At 54.8% G+C, this 16,416-nt stretch carries 18 protein-coding genes; 8 read left to right on the top strand and 10 right to left on the bottom strand.

Annotation, left to right across the window (positions count from 1 at the left end; translation table 11 throughout):
* Window positions 1-660 carry an HD domain-containing protein gene (locus XX99_RS09980; protein WP_197081865.1) on the top strand — a complete coding sequence of 220 codons (660 nt, stop codon included), beginning with the start codon at window positions 1-3 and terminating at the stop codon, window positions 658-660.
* Window positions 661-981: 321 nt separating this feature from the next.
* Here XX99_RS09980 and hemQ read toward each other — a convergent pair whose 3' ends face one another.
* From hemQ to XX99_RS09970, 3 genes are all read right to left on the bottom strand, one after another.
* Window positions 982-1,818 (bottom strand): hydrogen peroxide-dependent heme synthase, encoded by an 837-nt coding sequence (hemQ, locus tag XX99_RS09975; protein WP_050059179.1) that lies wholly within the window; start codon window positions 1,816-1,818, stop codon window positions 982-984.
* Between the two features lie 20 nt (window positions 1,819-1,838).
* Complete coding sequence (locus XX99_RS27195; protein WP_156185903.1) at window positions 1,839-2,015, bottom strand: hypothetical protein; 177 nt, start codon at window positions 2,013-2,015, stop codon at window positions 1,839-1,841.
* 96 nt (window positions 2,016-2,111) lie between these two features.
* Window positions 2,112-2,372, bottom strand: coding sequence for an acyl carrier protein (locus XX99_RS09970; protein ID WP_050059178.1), 261 nt, complete (start codon window positions 2,370-2,372; stop codon window positions 2,112-2,114).
* A 226-nt stretch (window positions 2,373-2,598) separates the two neighbouring features.
* Here XX99_RS09970 and XX99_RS09965 point away from each other — a divergent pair, with 226 nt between their 5' ends.
* Complete coding sequence (locus XX99_RS09965) at window positions 2,599-3,198, top strand: acyltransferase (RefSeq protein WP_050059177.1); 600 nt, start codon at window positions 2,599-2,601, stop codon at window positions 3,196-3,198.
* Between the two features lie 451 nt (window positions 3,199-3,649).
* Here XX99_RS09965 and XX99_RS09960 read toward each other — a convergent pair whose 3' ends face one another.
* On the bottom strand, window positions 3,650-4,258 hold the full coding sequence (locus XX99_RS09960) for an ester cyclase (RefSeq protein ID WP_231581229.1): 609 nt from the start codon (window positions 4,256-4,258) through the stop codon (window positions 3,650-3,652).
* Window positions 4,259-4,479: 221 nt separating this feature from the next.
* On the opposite strand from XX99_RS09960, the gene XX99_RS09955 reads away from it, so the two are divergent.
* Window positions 4,480-5,127 carry a helix-turn-helix domain-containing protein gene (locus XX99_RS09955; protein ID WP_184084772.1) on the top strand — a complete coding sequence of 216 codons (648 nt, stop codon included), beginning with the start codon at window positions 4,480-4,482 and terminating at the stop codon, window positions 5,125-5,127.
* Between the two features lie 47 nt (window positions 5,128-5,174).
* Here the strand turns inward: XX99_RS09955 and XX99_RS09950 are convergent, their stop codons facing one another.
* Entirely contained in the window at window positions 5,175-6,305 is a 1,131-nt protein-coding gene (locus tag XX99_RS09950) for a pyridoxal phosphate-dependent aminotransferase (protein ID WP_082125426.1), read from the bottom strand.
* A gap of 210 nt (window positions 6,306-6,515) precedes the next feature.
* Between XX99_RS09950 and XX99_RS09945 the strand changes: the two genes are divergently transcribed.
* Window positions 6,516-7,097: a TetR/AcrR family transcriptional regulator gene (locus tag XX99_RS09945; protein ID WP_050059173.1), complete on the top strand. Its 582-nt coding sequence runs from the start codon at window positions 6,516-6,518 to the stop codon at window positions 7,095-7,097.
* 175 nt (window positions 7,098-7,272) lie between these two features.
* On the opposite strand, the gene XX99_RS09940 is transcribed toward XX99_RS09945, so the two are convergent.
* The 3 genes from XX99_RS09940 to XX99_RS09930 all read right to left on the bottom strand — a co-directional run bounded on the left by XX99_RS09940 (window position 7,273) and on the right by XX99_RS09930 (window position 9,853).
* The gene (locus XX99_RS09940; RefSeq protein ID WP_050059172.1) at window positions 7,273-7,566 is read right to left on the bottom strand and encodes a DUF1330 domain-containing protein; all 294 of its coding nucleotides are present in this window, start codon (window positions 7,564-7,566) and stop codon (window positions 7,273-7,275) included.
* Between the two features lie 27 nt (window positions 7,567-7,593).
* Window positions 7,594-8,469, bottom strand: a complete 876-nt coding sequence (locus tag XX99_RS09935; RefSeq protein WP_082125425.1) for an MBL fold metallo-hydrolase — start codon at window positions 8,467-8,469, stop codon at window positions 7,594-7,596.
* A gap of 196 nt (window positions 8,470-8,665) precedes the next feature.
* A complete protein-coding gene (locus XX99_RS09930) occupies window positions 8,666-9,853 on the bottom strand; it encodes a YbfB/YjiJ family MFS transporter (RefSeq protein WP_050059170.1) in 1,188 nt (395 codons plus the stop codon).
* Window positions 9,854-10,099: 246 nt separating this feature from the next.
* Here XX99_RS09930 and XX99_RS09925 point away from each other — a divergent pair, with 246 nt between their 5' ends.
* The 4 genes from XX99_RS09925 to XX99_RS09910 all read left to right on the top strand — a co-directional run bounded on the left by XX99_RS09925 (window position 10,100) and on the right by XX99_RS09910 (window position 14,356).
* Window positions 10,100-11,086, top strand: a complete 987-nt coding sequence (locus XX99_RS09925; protein WP_050059169.1) for an aldo/keto reductase — start codon at window positions 10,100-10,102, stop codon at window positions 11,084-11,086.
* Between the two features lie 38 nt (window positions 11,087-11,124).
* A complete protein-coding gene (locus XX99_RS09920) occupies window positions 11,125-11,997 on the top strand; it encodes a haloalkane dehalogenase (protein WP_197081864.1) in 873 nt (290 codons plus the stop codon).
* 366 nt (window positions 11,998-12,363) lie between these two features.
* Window positions 12,364-13,599 (top strand): cupin domain-containing protein, encoded by a 1,236-nt coding sequence (locus tag XX99_RS09915; RefSeq protein WP_050059167.1) that lies wholly within the window; start codon window positions 12,364-12,366, stop codon window positions 13,597-13,599.
* Between the two features lie 85 nt (window positions 13,600-13,684).
* Window positions 13,685-14,356 carry an HD domain-containing protein gene (locus XX99_RS09910; RefSeq protein ID WP_082125424.1) on the top strand — a complete coding sequence of 224 codons (672 nt, stop codon included), beginning with the start codon at window positions 13,685-13,687 and terminating at the stop codon, window positions 14,354-14,356.
* A 37-nt stretch (window positions 14,357-14,393) separates the two neighbouring features.
* Here XX99_RS09910 and XX99_RS09905 read toward each other — a convergent pair whose 3' ends face one another.
* Entirely contained in the window at window positions 14,394-15,611 is a 1,218-nt protein-coding gene (locus tag XX99_RS09905) for a cytochrome P450 (RefSeq protein ID WP_050059166.1), read from the bottom strand.
* A gap of 183 nt (window positions 15,612-15,794) precedes the next feature.
* Window positions 15,795-15,953, bottom strand: coding sequence for a hypothetical protein (locus tag XX99_RS27190; protein ID WP_156185901.1), 159 nt, complete (start codon window positions 15,951-15,953; stop codon window positions 15,795-15,797).
* Window positions 15,954-16,416: the final 463 nt, after the last annotated feature.

The raw sequence follows: 16,416 nt of genomic DNA, 5'->3' as shown, positions 1-16,416 counted from the left end.
ATGATGTCCGCAAATACTTCAGTGAAGTTGATCTCTGGTGTCAGCGTCCCTGATTCCCAGCTTGCGCGGGAAATCAAAGAGTTCATTCGGGACACGGAGACCGAACTGCTGTTCAACCACTCCAGCCGTGTGTATTACTTCGGCGCGATCGCTGGGAAAAGGCGCGGCCTCGAGTTCGATCCCGAGCTGCTGTATGCCGGCGCGATGTTCCATGACATCGGGCTGATGCCGAGTTACAGCAGCGCTGCGGACCGCTTCGAGGTGGATGGAGCCAACGAGGCGAGGGCTTTTCTGAAGGCGCGTGGGATTGCGCAGCATGATCTCGATACGGTGTGGACGGCCATCGCGCTGCACACGACTCCGGGCATCCCGCAGTACATGCACCCCGTGGTGGCGCTGGTGACGGCGGGTGTCGAGATGGATGTGCTCGGCCTTACCTATCCTGAATACCCGGACGAGATTCGCAATGCAATTGTCGCCGAATATCCGCGCTCCGCGAATTTCAAAGAAGACATCATCCAGGCCTTCTACGATGGCATTCACAAGAAACCTGAGACCACCTTCGGCAACGTGAAGTCCGATGTGCTCGCGGACAAAGATCCCAAGTTTGTTCGCGGCAATTTCTGCAGCGTTATTCGGGGTTCTGGTTGGGCAGCTTAAGGACGTGCTTCCTCGTGCTCATAGGTGCCAACAGGGCCAGTTAGTCTCCAGGCTGTTTCGGTATCCCCACATCTCAACATCGAGATGTGGGAATACCGGCATCTTATGTTTCTGAAAGAGCGGCCAGCGGTCTGAGATTCGAAGATTGGCCGCTCTTTTCACCGCGGGCTAGTCTATATGAGTTACAAGTGCATGGGATATTGAGGCGGCTCTGTTGCCGTGCGGGCTTCGGGAGGACTGCAGGTCCCTCCACTTCGCTTCGCTACGGTCGGGATGACAACTTCTGAAAGATTCGGAGGATGTTAGCTGGCCAGATAGCCTCTAGACGAGCTTGCCCCCAAACCACTGGGCGAGGTCTGCTGCTTGCACCCTGACTCCGATGAAGAACTGCCCGAATAGCGCGTAGACGGCGCTGACCTCGTCGAAGCGCATTTCGTAGATCAGCTTCTTGAAGACGATGGGATCTTCTGCAAAGAGATCGACGCCCCACTCCCAATCGTCGAAGCCGATGGAGCCGGTGATGATCTGGCGCACCGAGTCAGCGTAGCGACGGCCGATCATGCCGTGCTCGTGCATCATGCGTTGACGCTCCTCGATCGTCTCCTTATACCAGTTCTTCGCTTCGCCACGGCGCCTGTCCATGGGATAGAAGCAGAGATACTTCGCCGGGGGGATGGCCGGGAAGAGACGCTTCTCCATCGCGACGGTCTGGCGCTGAATCACTTCCTGGATGCCTGCATTCCACTCGGCAGAGCTCGGGGTGAATCCCTTTCCGGCGAGATCGGCGTAGGTCTTCGCCGAGGACTCATAGAGGCCAAGCTCGACGACGGAGAGGTAGGAATGCTGCGGGGTGAGGAATGCGTTGAGACCGGTCTGGGCGAGCTCGAGCTCAACACGATTCAGCTCGGTGAAGGACTCGCGAAAGTGGACAAAGATCAGATCTCCCTTATGCCCGATTAGCGAGAAGAGCGCCGACTGATTTCGTGCGGACTCAGCGGAGCTGTTTTCCCACTTTCCGAAGAGACTTGCGGCCTCTTCCTGGATTTTGCGCTGGTCTTCGTTCGAGAGCTTCTTCCAAGCCTCCCAATCAAACCGGAACATCTGGTGAAGAACACTGGAACCTTCGAGGGTAATAGGAACACTGGGCGAATCGGACACGTCACTCTCCTTCCACCAGTTTAACCATCGCCGCGCCTGCCGGTCTGTTTACGCCGTGTCCGGTGCGTTGGAAGTCCCACAATGTAGAGCAGTGCTCCGATGAGTGCGGCGAGCAGGATCAGCCGCAGGCCCATGAAGTAGTAGGAGACAGGGAATGCCTTTGGACTTTGCGGCGCCAGGTTCATCGAGAACAGCACACTTAACAGATTCCCGGGGTGGACACGAGATGCTGCTTTTCCTCTCTCATCCTGAGGGAAAGGGGAAGGGAGTTGGAGCTGCTCTGTGGGGGCCAGCTAATTAGCGGGCTGTGACTTCTCCAGCACCAGGTCGACGAGGTCGCCTACGGTCTTGAGCTTCTGCAGCTCCATGAGGCCGAACTTTACCTTGAAGCGGCGCTGCACCGTCTCGAGAATTTCGATGTGGGCCAGGGAATCCCAGTTGGGAGTGTTGAGGGCATTCGAATCGCGGGTGATTTCGATGCCTGGCTCATCCAGGACGTCTTCGAAGATGGGTTGAAGGCCAGCGAGGACAGAATCTGCCGTTAGATCAGCCATGGGGCGTGCTCCACTCCTTGAATGTGTTTGTTCTGCACTCATGTTAATCAAAACTGGTGCAAGTCTGGCCAAAATGGCGACAGAGAAGACGCGGCGAGGGCTTACTTTAGGGGGAGCCGGCGGGCATCGGTTTTGCGCCACCTGGAGCCTCGCATCAGGCTAGACTGGTGAGAGCAAGTGCGTTCGGTTTGTGAGAGATACACGCGATATTTGAGGTGAATGGTAAATGATCAGGGGACTGATTCGCAGGATCGCTTTCCGCACTGGACGATTGCACGGCCTATATCTGCGGGTATGCCGCCCCTCGGGCGACGAATATGCTCGCTTTCTGCGGGAGCGGAAGACGTTTCAGGCCCAGGGCGACTTCTGCTACATCATGCCGACGACGGTCTTCACGGACCCGAAGTACGTTGAAATCGGCAACAATGTGCAGATGGCGACCTGCACGGTATTCGGACACGACGGCTCGGTGGGGATGCTGAATCGAGCTTATGGCGTGGTTCTAGACGCCGTGGGACCGGTGCGTCTAAAGGACAATGTATTCATCGGCCACAACTCGATCATCATGCCGAACGTCACCATCGGACCGAATGCAATCGTTGCCGCCGGAGCGTTGGTGACGCGCGATGTTCCGGAGGGCAAGATCGTGAGCGGCGTGCCGGCCAAGGTGATCGGCAGCGTGGACGCGCTGGTTGCATTTCGCGAATTGCAGACGAAGGAGCTGCCGTGGGCGGATCTGCTGATGACTCGTGGTGCGTCGGCATACGATCCAGAGCTCGAACCTGCACTCATGGCCAAGCGGCTTGCGCATTTCTTTCCTGAATAGCTAGTTGCCGATTTCTATGTGCGCTGCTCGCTGCCGGAAGCAAAGGCTGTTGCAATCCTGAAGAAGCTGACATCAGTTATTTGTTCCGATCAAGCGAACCCAAATGCTTGCAGAGTGCGGTGACCTCGACATCCATTTCGGCAGCGACGGTTGCTAAACATCGGTGACCGGACTATGGCCGGTCATCCGATGCTCAGCGAACAACAACACTATGTTCAGACGACCAAATCGGCTATTTCACAATACCGCTCGTCTTCACAGTCGGAGAAACAAATAGGGTTTTATGCAGTCGCACTTATGAAATGCACCCTTCAAAGTTGCCAGCACAAAAGTGAACGGCGGCAAAGGGTCGGTATTCTCCGCATCCTTTGCCGCACAAAATATGTCGACTGGTTAGCACAAACCCCGGTTGGGCCGCTGATGAAGCAAATGAGACTAGCTGTTCCGTCTCCTATCGTACGGAAGCACGTTTCATCAACTCATTCGAAGGAAGAGAGGGATCTAACACCTTATGCGCCGTGGCCGATCCCACAGCGGGTAATGTTGAGTCGTCCAATAAGCCAAGTTGTACTAGAACGGAAGCCTGATCCCAGTAGATCCGCTCGCTGAACATCTTGCCTTCGCGAAACTGAACGATCACAGCGAGAGCAACCTCTACATATTTCCCCGTGGGTGCGAGCCCGGGGAGCATCCAGTCCATTGCGATGTCATGAGTAAAGCGCACGATCATCTCATCCACGAGCCGGTCCGAGCCGACTGTGCGCGAAACAGGAACCGTCTGCGTGTCAGACGGCATCTGTGGAATGAAATATTTCGAGTAGAAATGTTTTAACTGCTCACGGCCAACACCACCGGTAAGAACCGGAACATGATTCACTTGCGCATCATCAACCATCGTGGTCAGAGCAGAGGATGCATCCTTGGTTGCAAACTCGTTCATAAGGTGTTCATCCCAAAGATCGCTGAGCTGCTGCTGTTCTGCAGTCAATTTTTGAAGCGGAATGTACTGAAGTCCCATCATCTCCCTAGGAGAACAAACTCCGGCCAATGAAGCCTGCATAATGGGACCATTCTGTGAACAAAAGTGCTGGAAATCACGCAATCGAATCGGCTAGCAACGGGAGACCGGGGGTACGATCGAGACTCGTAGAAGTCTTCACGGCGACTGCGCCGAAAGGAGATTGGGATACTCCTGCAATCCGGCACATCAGCTTGGGCCTCATGCTTTCGGACTTTTCCGGAAAGTGGAAGGGGAAGTCGGGATTTGTCGCGGCTGACATCATGGCCGGCGACATCGCAATTTGTGAATATGATCGCTCTCGAACATATACGCTCGACCGTCCGGCAGATTCAGGAGTAATCGTTCTCGCCGACGAGTTGATGCGAGAAGTAAGTCAGGAAACAAGGTATCTGGTCCCCGACATTCAGACGTTTCCAGTGCTGCGCGATGTTCAATTAGCTCGTCTGTCACAAATCCTGCTTGACGAGGCGTTGAGTAATTATGAAAACGGCAGCCTGTTCACAGACAGCGTTGCAACTTCTTTGGCCCATTACCTATGGAATAAGTATCCCGCATCGAACTCGCCGCGCATGGAGTCAGCCGGTGGATTGGCTCCAGCCCTTCTGCGAAAGAGCATTGAATATATTCAGGAAAATCTGGATTGCGACATCCGATTAATCGATCTGGCAGCAGAGGTTGGGCTAAGCCGGTCGCACTATATCCGAGGTTTTCGGCAGAGCATGGGGGTTACGCCTCACCAGTTTGTGCTCAGTCAACGGATTGAGCGCGCTCAATTGCTCATTCGCAAAGGTACGATGTCGCTGGCTGCTGTAGCACTCTCTTGCGGTTTTGCAGACCAACACCATCTCGCCCGTACTTTCCGTCGATTTACCGGCATGACTCCTGGTATGTTTCGAAGATCGCTTTAGCCACAAACGGAAGGCTGGTGGCGAGTGACCGAGCATTGAGCAAGTAATCATCTTTGATGAGAATCTTCATGTGATGTGAGGATTTTTCTTATCTGCTGCTGGACGATGTGATTCTCCTCGGGCTGCCCAATGGTGACGCGAGCCCAATTGGTATAGGGCGGGAAGGTCCGGCCTATCTCCACGCCTTCGGTGCGCAGGGCTGCGGCGAGCTGCGCCTGTGGGCGGCCTGCGTCGAAGAAGATGAAGCTGGCCTGCGTGTCGGTGTGCGGTAGCTTCATTTCATCAAGAACAGCGACCCACTTGGCGCGCTCGTCGGCGACGATAGAACGGACTTGGCGGACATGGTTAATGTCGGCGAGCGCGGCGGAAGCTGCGGCTATGTTGAGGCGGCCCAGTGATTCAGCATCGCCGAGTCCTTGTTTGTGCAGAGCGTCGGCGAGCGGCTGCGGAGCCAGGGTATATCCGATGGGAAGTCCTGCAAGGCCATGAATTTTGTCAAATGTGCGGAAGACGAGGACGTTCGCGCCTTCGCGGACGAGCGATACGGCGGAGCGAGCCTCAAAATCGGCGGTGTATTCGAGATAGGCCTCGTCTACGATCACCGGCGCCTGCTGTGAGACCTCGCGAAGAAAGCGTTTGAAGGCCACGTTGTCGCTGAGAGTGCCGGTTGGGTTGTGCGGATTGATGAGATATACGGCGCGAGTCTCTGCGCTGACCTTCGCCGCGAGCGCTGCGAGGTCATTCGCATACTGCGCATCGAGCGGCACGGGAACGCCGATGCCGCCGACGCGAGAAGCGGCATCAATGAGCGCAAGATAGCCTGGCGTGGAGTAGACGAATTCTCCGCCTGGACCTTTCTGGCTGCCGAGGTAGAGCCCGAGTGCGCCAAGGATTTCACCCAACACCACCTGCTCCACGGGCACGCGCTCGTAGGCTGCGATCTGCTCGGCGAAGGCTTGAGCGGATGCCGCATCGGCGTAGCGTGAGAGGCGGACAAACTCGCGCTCGATAGCTGAAGCCACATTGGGTGAGGGTCCAAAGGCGTTCTCGTTCAGGTTGAGATGGATAAGGTTTTGTGGAGGCTTCTCCGCAGTGACAGCGGATGCGGGTAAAAAGCCTGCTCCAAGCATAAGTCCTGAAGTCCTGATGAGTGAACGGCGAGTGAGATTCGATGGCATTTTTGCTCCTTTGCGGGAGATAACTGGAGGACAGGTTTCTCTTCGAGGGCAGGAAACGGGGCAGGGAAGAGAGTATGTCCGCCACACTAACTTCATCCGCTCTTCGCCGGCCCATCGGCGAGATTGTATAGCTTTTGCTATATTTTATGATGAAATTGGTAGAATTGACGAGATCCCAGTTCGAGACTTGCTGACCTGGAGGAGAAACATATGGCACGTCCACGCGTGTTCGACATTGACAAGGCCATCGAGATTGCGACCGACCTCTTCTGGAGGAATGGCTATGAGCAGACCTCGCTTGCAAACCTGACGCAAGCTATGGGCATTACGCCTCCGAGCTTTTACTTTGCATTCCAGAGCAAAGACAACCTCTTCTGGAGAGTGATTGAGCACTATCAGGCCACCTATCTTGGCTTCATGGAAGAAGCTTTGCGTCAACCTACAGCACGAGGCGTCGCCGAAGGCGTGCTCTACGGAAGCGCCAATACCTACAGCGATGCTTTACACCCACGCGGATGTCTTATTGTGAACTGCTCGCTGCCATGTTCGGATGATGCGATTGAGATACGGCGCGAACTGGCAAAGCGCGGACGAGTGCGTCAGGCAAAACTGCGCAAGCGCTTCCGAGATGCCAAATCCGCCGGCGATCTTCCTCCTGATTCTGACCCGGACGAACTCACGCGATTCATCCTTGTCGTCAGATGGGGAATGGCCATGGATTCGCAAGCGGGAGCAAGCCGTAAAGACCTCCATCGCACGGTAGCGAGGGCAATGCAGGCTTGGCCCCGATGACAGCAGCCGTTGTTGAGAAACTGAACAGACCACGATGGTGTGGTTGTCGAAGTTACTCGATAGCAGTTTCGAAGGTTCCTTTCACTTAGGAACCTTCGACCAACATAGTCAACTCCTTGTCTGCGTCGTGAGCCGCAAACTCGCGGGGAAGCTTCTCTGAGCCGGAAGCTCGACATCATTTCATCCCTTGTACTGTGGCGCCGAAATGCGTGATCGCCGAATTTAGACGTATCGGTTTGACAGGCCGATAGGCCTCGCCCTCGTACCATTTTTCGAACGATGCCTTGTCTTCGAACTTCAGCAGGATCACGCGGCTGCCTGGCAGTGTGCCCTCGTGAGTTACCGGATTATCGTCGAGCGCGAGAATTTCGCCGCCCGCGGCGGACAGCGCAGAGGCTGCGCGCGGTACGTACTCTCCGAAGCCTTGGGAATCATGTATATCCAGCAAGCTGATGAAGTAGATTGCCATTGCGTTTCCTCCTATCTGGTGAACTACTTATTCGTGGCCGGGGTGGAAGCGAAAGGCATCTCCGTCGCGGCTAATTCTGCCATAGTGCGGTGCTCCTAGATGCGCCGCAGCCAGGAGATGGCCGTTATCGGCGCACTCGCCGAGATAGCGGCGCCGCGTTGCAACCGCGAGTTGAGGATCAGCGCAGAATATGGTGTTTACTTCCGGGTATCTGGTCTGGATGGGGTGATAGATCAAGTCGCCGACGAACAGGACCGTTTTGCCGTGCGCTTTCGCGCGAACTACCATGTGTCCCGGTGTGTGTCCCGGCGCCGCCTCCATCACGAGGTTGTCGTCGAGGGCATATCCATCTTCGACCAGCACCATCTGACCAGATTCCGCCACCGGCAGGATGCTGTCCTTGTAGATGACGTCTTCGCCGTGCGGCTCGGGAGAGAATGCGAGCGACTGCGTGTTGTCGAACTCCCGGCTACCGAAAAGATAGCGCGCCTTAGAGAAGGTCGGTACCCAGCGGCCATTCTCGAGCTTCGTATTCCATCCGATGTGATCGAAGTGCAGGTGGGTGCATATGACAAAGTCGATGTCGTCTGGAGACAGGCTTACGGCGGCGAGCCGCTCGAGATAGGGAGTTTCGATTTGATTGAATGCCGGAATGAGACGCTTCTTATGATTACCAACACAGGTGTCGATGAGGACGTTGTGATGTTTGGTGCGTATTACCCAGCTATGCGAGCTTAGTAATACCATGCCAGATGTTTTGTCGAAGTAATCTGGACCGAGCGAGCCGGCCTCTGAATTCAGCGCGTCTTTTGACAGGCCGACAAAGAAGTCCTGCGGCGGAAAAGGTAAGGCGTACTCCGCAACTCTATCAATCTGGAGCTCGCCAATCATAAATACACTCATAGTTCAAATCCTTATAGAGGGGAAGTAGTTTATAAGTCTTATAATCGGAAATTTGCGATTTCAATCTCGGCGATATCGCGCGCTTATCGCCCAGGTTTAACTACGAAAAATGCAGAGCAGATCTCCCTATCGAACATTGGAGTTGCTGAGGTAGAGTCGTAACACTTCTTCCAGAACGTGACGGCTGCCGGCTTGGCTAAGGCGCCGGTTCAGGTTGGAAAGCCGCGACCAGAGTGGCGATTGCGAGGATACCCACCGAAAGCCAGAGGCCTGCCCGCAAGCCATTCGCCTTGTCGGAGAACGCACCAGTCAACACAGGCCCAACGCTCTGTCCGATTCCCAACGCGATGGTCAATGCAGCAATGGCGGCAGTCCAAGCATGCGGCTTCGCCGCCCGGCGCGCGAACGATGTCACGGCAGTAATAACAGCGAGAAATGAGCCGCCGAAGAGAATGGCGGATAGATATCCTACGCCGTGTCCCTTCCATAGGAGAGGTAGAGCAACCCCAACGGTTACGCCGCAAAGAGTCGCCGCTGTTCCCCAGCCACCCTTCAGCCGGCCGAGGATCGGCCCCCAAGCAAAGGCGGTGGCCACAGAAGCGATGCCGAGTATCGACCAAAAGTGTGTGACGTCAGCCGCCGAGAACCCTTCGTTGCTCCGTAGATACGCGATGATGAACGTCGCGTAGGAGATGTAACCTACGCCGAAGAGGCCATACGCCAGCAGTATGCACATCATGAAACGCGGCGACCAGCCGTCGAATGCCGATCCCGCGAGGGCATGGGCCGGTTCGGGAGCGCGATCCAAGACCCACCAGCCGAATATTGTGGCAGAGAGTGCGAGAGCGCCTAACGCTAGCCAGCCACCTCGCCAACTGACCCTTTCCAGCAAGGGAGAAACCACGAGAGCCGATGCCGTGATGCCGATGCCGGCCCCGGAGAAATACACGCCCAACAGCGTGGGAGCGCGTTTCCTGGAACCACCTTTCGCGGCGGCTGAAGCCAATCCGGCGCCGCACACGAAGACGAGCGCACCCGTAAAACCTGCGATCGCGCGTAACGCCAATAGCACGGGGAAGTCGGCCGAAAGACCTGAGACGCTCACCGCCACCGCGGTCAAGAGTAGGCTGGCCGCGAAGACGCGCCTGTCACCTACTCGTTTCCCGATGGGCGTTGCGAAGAGCGCCCCAATCAAATAACCAGCTGCGTTGGCGGTGTTCATCGCTCCCGCGTCCGCGAAACTCCATCCAAGGGCGGTACGCATTGACGGAAGCAGCAGCGCGTAGGCAAAGCGCGCAAAACCGAGAGCGACCGCCGGTCCCATCGCGAGGCCAACGACGACCCATGAAGGCGTCAGGGCTGTGGCTGGTTTTGCGGGTCGCATACAAGCTCCATTCGAGTAATTTAGCTATTGCTATAGAACCATGAGCGGAGACTTTATTCCGTGCCCGATGATTTTCTTCCTTATGGCGAAAGAATTGCCTCGCTCGAGGAGGACCGGCTCGATTCGATCACGTCGATTTCCAGACGTAATATAGCCATCGATATACAACGCTCCTGGAATTCGCTATAAATATATCCATCGCTATACATCTTGGCCGCTGGCCAATGAGGAGCGGAAGGAGTCGATATGGAGTTCACGAAATTCGGTCGAACGGGGCTAACGGTTTCCCGTTTGTGTCTCGGCACTGGAACATTTGGAAAACAGACGGACGAAGCAGAGGCGCATCGCATGCTTGATCGGGTAGCCGAGGCAGGCGTGAACTTAATCGACACTGCGGACATTTATCCGCCGGGAGCGGAGGCAGGCACCTCGGAGGTCATCACAGGCCGCTGGCTTCGCGGCAAGCGTGGTCAATTTATTCTCGCGACCAAAGGCGGTGGTCGGATGGGATCAGCTGCGTGGGATCAAGGCAACTCACGGAAGCACCTCCTGGACGCTATCGACGACTCGCTACGCCACCTCAATACGGATTACGTCGACCTATATCAACTGCACATGGACGATCCGGCGACCCCGCTCGACGAAATGGTTGAAGCGGTGGACGTGATTGTGCGCTCTGGCAAGGCGCGCTATATCGGCGTATCCAACTTCCTCGCTTATCGTCTGGCCAGGGCCCTCGGTCTGCAGGCGTTGCAAAAGATGACTCGTTTCGTTTCCGTCCAGCCGCGTTACAACCTCTTGTTTCGGGAGGTCGAACGTGAACTGTTTCCGTTGGCCCAGGAGGAAGGCATTGCTGTCATTCCGTACAACCCACTGGCCGGAGGGCTTTTAAGCGGCCGATATAAACACGGCGACACGCCTGACACGGGCCGCTTCTCGACAGAGCTCGGAGGATTTGGAAAGATGTATCACGCTCGGTATTGGCACGAGCGTGAGTTCGAGTCGGTTGGCAAAATTGACGAGATTGCTGAACAACAAAAGATACCGGTCACAACCTTATCTATAGCTTGGGTTCTTGCGAACCCCGTTGTTACGTCAGTCATTCTGGGAGCCAGCCGCCTCAATCAACTGACCGACACATTGGCCGCGGCAGACTACAAACTCGATAATGCAGCGAAGGCGAAACTGGACGAAATAAGCAGTGTGTACCGAAGAGGCGACGCAGGGAAGTAAGGCTGCATTGCTCGAATCAAGCTCGATCGGAGATATACGTGACCCAGCGTTCGATGAAATATGTAGAAGTTCTCAACTCAAAGATGGCGTACGTGGATGAAGGCTTGAGCGAAGGGAAAGAAACCGTTGCGCTGTTTCTACATGGCAATCCCACCTCGTCCTATCTCTGGAGAAATGTGATCCCACACGTCGCACCGCACGTACGTTGTGTGGCGCCGGACCTGATCGGGTTTGGACATTCTGACCGGCCCAATCTCTCCTATCGGATAGAAGATCACGCGAGCTATTTGCAAGTATTCATCGAGGCACTCAACCTAACGGACGTGATATTGGTCCTGCACGATTGGGGTTCTGCGCTGGGACTCGACTGGGCGCGGCGTCATTCGACGCAAGTCAAAGGCCTGGCGCTGATGGAGTTCATCGCTCCGGTTCCGACCTGGCTGGACCTCGGTACAACAGCATACGAGTATCTCAAGACACTCCGGGATCCGGCGATCGGGCGGTCGCTGGTGATCGATCACAACATTTTCATTGAGCAAGGCCTGCCCAGTGGAGTCGTACGTCACCTTTCTGCTCACGAGATGGAAGAGTATCGTCGTCCCTTCCTCAACGCGAACGATAGGGAGCCTATTTATCGGTTTCCAAATGAACTTCCGATTGCTGGCTCCCCGAGCGACGTCTACGCGATGGCAGTTGCTTATCATGAGTGGCTGCTGTCAACGGATACGCCAAAGCTTTTCTTTCATGCCCAGCCCGGTATTTTTATTCCACCGGCTCGAGCGGAGTTCTATCGCACACATCTGAAGTCATGCCACGCTGTCGATCTCGGACATGGACTCCACTACCTGCAGGAAGATCATCCGGATACGATCGGACAGGAGATAGCCGCGTGGTTGAAGATGCTCCCCTAAGCCCGGCAAGATCGCCAACTGGCTTCACTTGGAGATGACCCACATTCACCATCGTGGGTTTCAGGCTTATGTGCCGGTCGGTTTATCCGCGCAACCTTCTTGTGACAACAATCTCGTTTGTAAGATAAAAACATGGGCATAATTTGCCACCTGGAGTGTTTTTATTCACAGGGGCCTGCGAAAGCAGATGGTCTGCAACTGACAAATGAGTCGCGATCTTGATTTCGCGGGACGGCTGAACATCTTGAAACCGGCCTCGAAAGAAAGAAGGCTGTTCATTGCCGGATGAACTTGAAGTTCCTGTTCGGTTGTAGTTTCCTCACATGGAGGACTCCCAATATTGCATGAACGAAGAGAGACGAAGTAGTGAAAGCGATCGAAGCGGAAGACGAGAAATCCTTGAGCCGCCGTTCTTTTCTAGGTGCGGCGGCAGCAACCATAGGCGCGGGAACTCTGATGGCCCCTCATGTGTTCGGGCAGACCAGCAAGGGCGAAGCCGATCATTCGGCGAGCAGCGCTGAGACTGCCGGGAAAATAGCGGCTCCAGGCAATCAGGCCGCCGCTTCTCCGCATATCACTTCGGTCACTAAGAAAAAGCCGTATTTCGCCGGTGACTTTGGCAGCCAGACTCGCATCGATGTGAGCGATCTGCCCGTGCTTGAGCGGCTCTCGATTCGCCGTTTGCTTCTCGCGCCAAAAGGTGTTCGAGAGCCACACTGGCACGCAAATGCGCACGAGCTGGGATATTGCCTGCACGGAGAGCACCTTGTAACGATCGCCAGCAACGGCGAGGCCAGAAACAGTTTCGTCATATCCGCCGGCGAGATGTTTTTTGTGCCATCCGGCGCTCTCCATCACGTCGAGAACATTGGCACGCAAGAAGGTGAAATCATTCTTGGGTTTTCACACGAGAGCCCGGAGGACTTCAGTCTCTCCGGCACCTTTGGCTGTTTCAGTGATGCTGTTCTCGGTAACAGCTTTGGCTTGCCTGCATCTGACTTCGCCAATTTGAAAAGGACGCGGCAGAACACTGAAATAGGGCATCGAACGACCGCGGCCGTGATTGAAGTCCAAGACAAAGAGAACAATCCCTACAAGTATTCCATCGAGGCGGCTTTGCCACAGCGGAATTCCGAAGCAGGCACAGCCCGTACGGCTCTCGCCAAGCTTTGGCCGGCCCTCCAGAATATTGCAATGTTCTCCGTGGATCTTACCAATCAGGGAATGCGCGAATTACATTGGCATCCCGAGACTGCGGAGATGGGATACATAGCCAAGGGAAAAGGCCGGATGACGATCGTGAGCCCGGATGGATCGGCCGACACATTCGAGATGAATCAAGGAGATGTCTATTTCATACCACGGGCGTATCCGCACCACTTCGAGGACATCGGCGACGGTGATCTCAAATTGCTCGTCTTCTTCGATCAAGTTTCTCCAGGGGACATCGGCGTAAGAACGGCAGTTGGATGTTATTCCCGCGATGTGTTGGCGGCGACGTTTAAAGTTGAGCCCTCAGCGCTTCCTCGATTTCCTTTCACAGACGAAGATCCGCTTCTTGTGCCACGAATCAATCCTATTGACCCATTGACCAAGTCTTAGGCAACGCGCCTCTGCTGAGGGAAGGCTATCATCGCCAGGTGACGCTTTCCGCTCGGCAGTCGTGATGTCCGGGCGAGGAGACAGCATGTCGAAGCTGACGAGTTGTGTTAAGAGCGAAGTTTTAAAACGAGTAAGTAATTCCGAACAATCGGTTGCACATCGTTTCGACCACATAGAGCGTGTAATGCATAATGCTCTTAAGATTGCCGCAACCATCCAAGGCGTCGATTATGAGCTTCTCGAGCTTGCGGTGCTCTTACACGATGTTGACCAGCCAACTGGAAGGAAAGCGGAACATGTGGAGTTGAGCCTGCTGGCGGCAGAGGAAATTCTGCGGCAGGCGGGTTGTCCGAATGATCGTGCAAGCGATGTTCTTACGGTCATTGCGGAACACTCCTCAGAACATGTCCGTACTATCAAGCCATCTACAGACGAGGCAAGAGTTCTGTTTGACGCAGATAAACTCGATGGCCTGGCGGCGGTGGGTATCGCCCGCGTTTTTTCAATGTTCGGGCAGATGGGGCTAGCGCCTTTTGAGGCGATAGAGTGGTACAAGAGAAAGATTGAAATTGCTTCGGAATACGTTCAGACCGATGAAGGACGCAGGCTCTTTGCGTTGCGATTGCCCTACGTCCAACAGTTTCTCTCTGAGATGGAATCAGAAGCTGGGGACGTCGCGGATATCTGGAAATCGGGTAAATTTGATTCATATGCTGCGTTGCCGCCACCTACATTCAGCAGCGGCTCCGAGGTTTAAGAGAATTCGCACTCGACATTGATTCTTTTTGCTAAGACTAATCCGTGTCGACCCATAGAGCTTCCAGGCCATTGAAAGATGGCAATGATTTCCGCATTGGGTGATGGCCGGCCATGAGGCGAAGCTTAGGAAACCTCGTCAATAGCAGTGGGATGGCGATCTGTGCTTCCACGCGTGCGAGCGGTGCTCCGAGACAGTAGTGAATGCCACCTCCGAAAGAAGAGTGCTTTTTGTCCTGGCGCTCGATATCAAACTTCTCCGGGTTGGGATGTGCTGCCGGATCGTGATTCGCACCGAACAATAGCGTTGTGATGCTTTGCCCCTCCCCGATATCCACTCCTCCCATCTGCATGGGCTTGGTTGCAATGCGAGTCGCATTCACGACCGGCGAGTCGTAACGCAAGACCTCTTCAACTGCATCGCGAATTAGTTCGGGCCGCGTAGTGAGTTTATCCCGTTCCTCCGGATTGTTGATGAGTGCCAGAACGGCGTTGCCAATCAGGTCGGTTGTCGTAACATTCCCGGCGATGAGCAGCAGGATACAAACGTCGACGATCTCCCGTTCTGTGAGTTTCTGTCCTACTTCTTCGGCCGATATGAGATTGCTAATAAGGTCGGACCCACGTTCTTTGCGGCGCTGATCGATAATCCTTGCGAAATATTCGTTCAATGCTTTGCGTCCCGCCACGAGTACAGCAGTTTCTTCTACGGTGCGCCTGGGATTGAAGCCAATTACCTGACTGTCAGACCAGTGCTTAAAATCTTCTCTATCCTTGTCGTCGATCCCCAGCATTGCGGCGATCACGATTGTCGGCAGGGGATTTGCATAGGCTTCGATAACGTCGAAGCGATCAGGATCGGGAATCTCGTCCAGAAGTCGATTTCCTATTTCAACGATGCGTGGTCGTATGGCATCGACGGATTGCTGATTGAATGCCTTCGAAACCAGGTCGCGAAGACGCTTGTGATCGGGAGGGTCCGCGAACAACATGGTCGGCTTGTAATCATCATCCACTCTTTCTATGACACGCGCGAAAGAGCCTGGCCTGGATTTCCGCGGATCCTTAGCCAATTTACGATCGTTCAGAACAGATTCGATATCCTCGGCACGTGTGAGCACGATTCTGTCGAATTCCCGATCTTGATGCACAGGTTCCTCTGATCGAAGCTGGTCTATGTATAGGCTAGGATGATCCCGAAAAGTCGGATCGAGTGCTGAAAGTGCTATTCCAGTGGGAGGCTTATCGTCGCTCATGCTTGCGCATCCTTTGCTGTGGAAGTGATCAGTAAGTGAGGGTGCTTTTTGGCCGATATACGGCTAGCACAGCCATAACGTTTTCAGTTTGCCATTGACGTCGAGTCGTAGTTGCCGCGCGATTGCCAAGGGGAGGCCAATTTTAGGCGAGGACTTCGGGAATCTGCATTCTCCGCATGTAGCTCATGACACGCCAGCAGCGAATTTATTCCCATGTAGAACCATCGTTGTCTTGATCGCCCACTCAAAGACCTTCCGCTGCATTTCATTGTCGAGCGTTATTGATAGATCGTTCAACATGCTGCCGGCGATAGGGAAGTTCGCTGCTTCAAGGTCGCTCATCCAGCCGTTCTCATACTTTCGAGACGTGATCGAAGAAGCCGGCACGGGAACCGTGGCACCCGAATATGGGAACTCCTGAGGCAGCGGCTTACCAAAGTGGAGCGACTCTGGATGATCGACCGCGCTGACGCAAATGTTGCAAAAGCGGCGCTCACGGAGCGTTGATCGTGGTGATGCTGTGACGCAAACCCGGCGTCAGCAAGGAACATAAAGAAACTACATCAACGTCCGATAACGTATATTCTGTATAGTTCAAGTGTTGATGCCAATGGCATCGGTATCTGTCTTTATTTCATACAAATCCCGCAATTTTTTCAAGTAACGGTCGTTTCACTTTCGGAGTTCCCCGTCACGTACATTGAAAACTCCATTTCCTGTGCGCGGGCGACCGAAGTAAGCCCTGGTTGACGCTCTCTAAGGCCATACGGTGTTGGAGTTTCGTGTAGAACACAGGATGCACATT

This window comes from Silvibacterium bohemicum (genome assembly GCF_001006305.1).
GTDB lineage: Bacteria > Acidobacteriota > Terriglobia > Terriglobales > Acidobacteriaceae > Silvibacterium > Silvibacterium bohemicum.
The sequence above is the reverse complement of the archived record's forward strand: the minus strand, read 5'-3'. Positions and strand labels throughout refer to the sequence as shown.

Excerpts from the sequence above, each read along its gene's own strand:
- XX99_RS09980 (WP_197081865.1), top strand. The coding sequence starts at position 1 with ATGATGTCCGCAAATACTTCAGTGAAGTTGATCTCTGGTGTCAGCGTC.
- XX99_RS09970 (WP_050059178.1), bottom strand. The coding sequence starts at position 2,372 with ATGGCTGATCTAACGGCAGATTCTGTCCTCGCTGGCCTTCAACCCATC.
- XX99_RS09965 (WP_050059177.1), top strand. The coding sequence starts at position 2,599 with ATGATCAGGGGACTGATTCGCAGGATCGCTTTCCGCACTGGACGATTG.
- XX99_RS09960 (WP_231581229.1), bottom strand. The coding sequence starts at position 4,258 with ATGCAGGCTTCATTGGCCGGAGTTTGTTCTCCTAGGGAGATGATGGGA.
- XX99_RS09955 (WP_184084772.1), top strand. The coding sequence starts at position 4,480 with ATGGCCGGCGACATCGCAATTTGTGAATATGATCGCTCTCGAACATAT.
- XX99_RS09950 (WP_082125426.1), bottom strand. The coding sequence starts at position 6,305 with ATGCCATCGAATCTCACTCGCCGTTCACTCATCAGGACTTCAGGACTT.
- XX99_RS09945 (WP_050059173.1), top strand. The coding sequence starts at position 6,516 with ATGGCACGTCCACGCGTGTTCGACATTGACAAGGCCATCGAGATTGCG.
- XX99_RS09940 (WP_050059172.1), bottom strand. The coding sequence starts at position 7,566 with ATGGCAATCTACTTCATCAGCTTGCTGGATATACATGATTCCCAAGGC.
- XX99_RS09935 (WP_082125425.1), bottom strand. The coding sequence starts at position 8,469 with ATGAGTGTATTTATGATTGGCGAGCTCCAGATTGATAGAGTTGCGGAG.
- XX99_RS09930 (WP_050059170.1), bottom strand. The coding sequence starts at position 9,853 with ATGCGACCCGCAAAACCAGCCACAGCCCTGACGCCTTCATGGGTCGTC.
- XX99_RS09925 (WP_050059169.1), top strand. The coding sequence starts at position 10,100 with ATGGAGTTCACGAAATTCGGTCGAACGGGGCTAACGGTTTCCCGTTTG.
- XX99_RS09910 (WP_082125424.1), top strand. The coding sequence starts at position 13,685 with ATGTCGAAGCTGACGAGTTGTGTTAAGAGCGAAGTTTTAAAACGAGTA.
- XX99_RS09905 (WP_050059166.1), bottom strand. The coding sequence starts at position 15,611 with ATGAGCGACGATAAGCCTCCCACTGGAATAGCACTTTCAGCACTCGAT.
- XX99_RS27190 (WP_156185901.1), bottom strand. The coding sequence starts at position 15,953 with ATGAGCGACCTTGAAGCAGCGAACTTCCCTATCGCCGGCAGCATGTTG.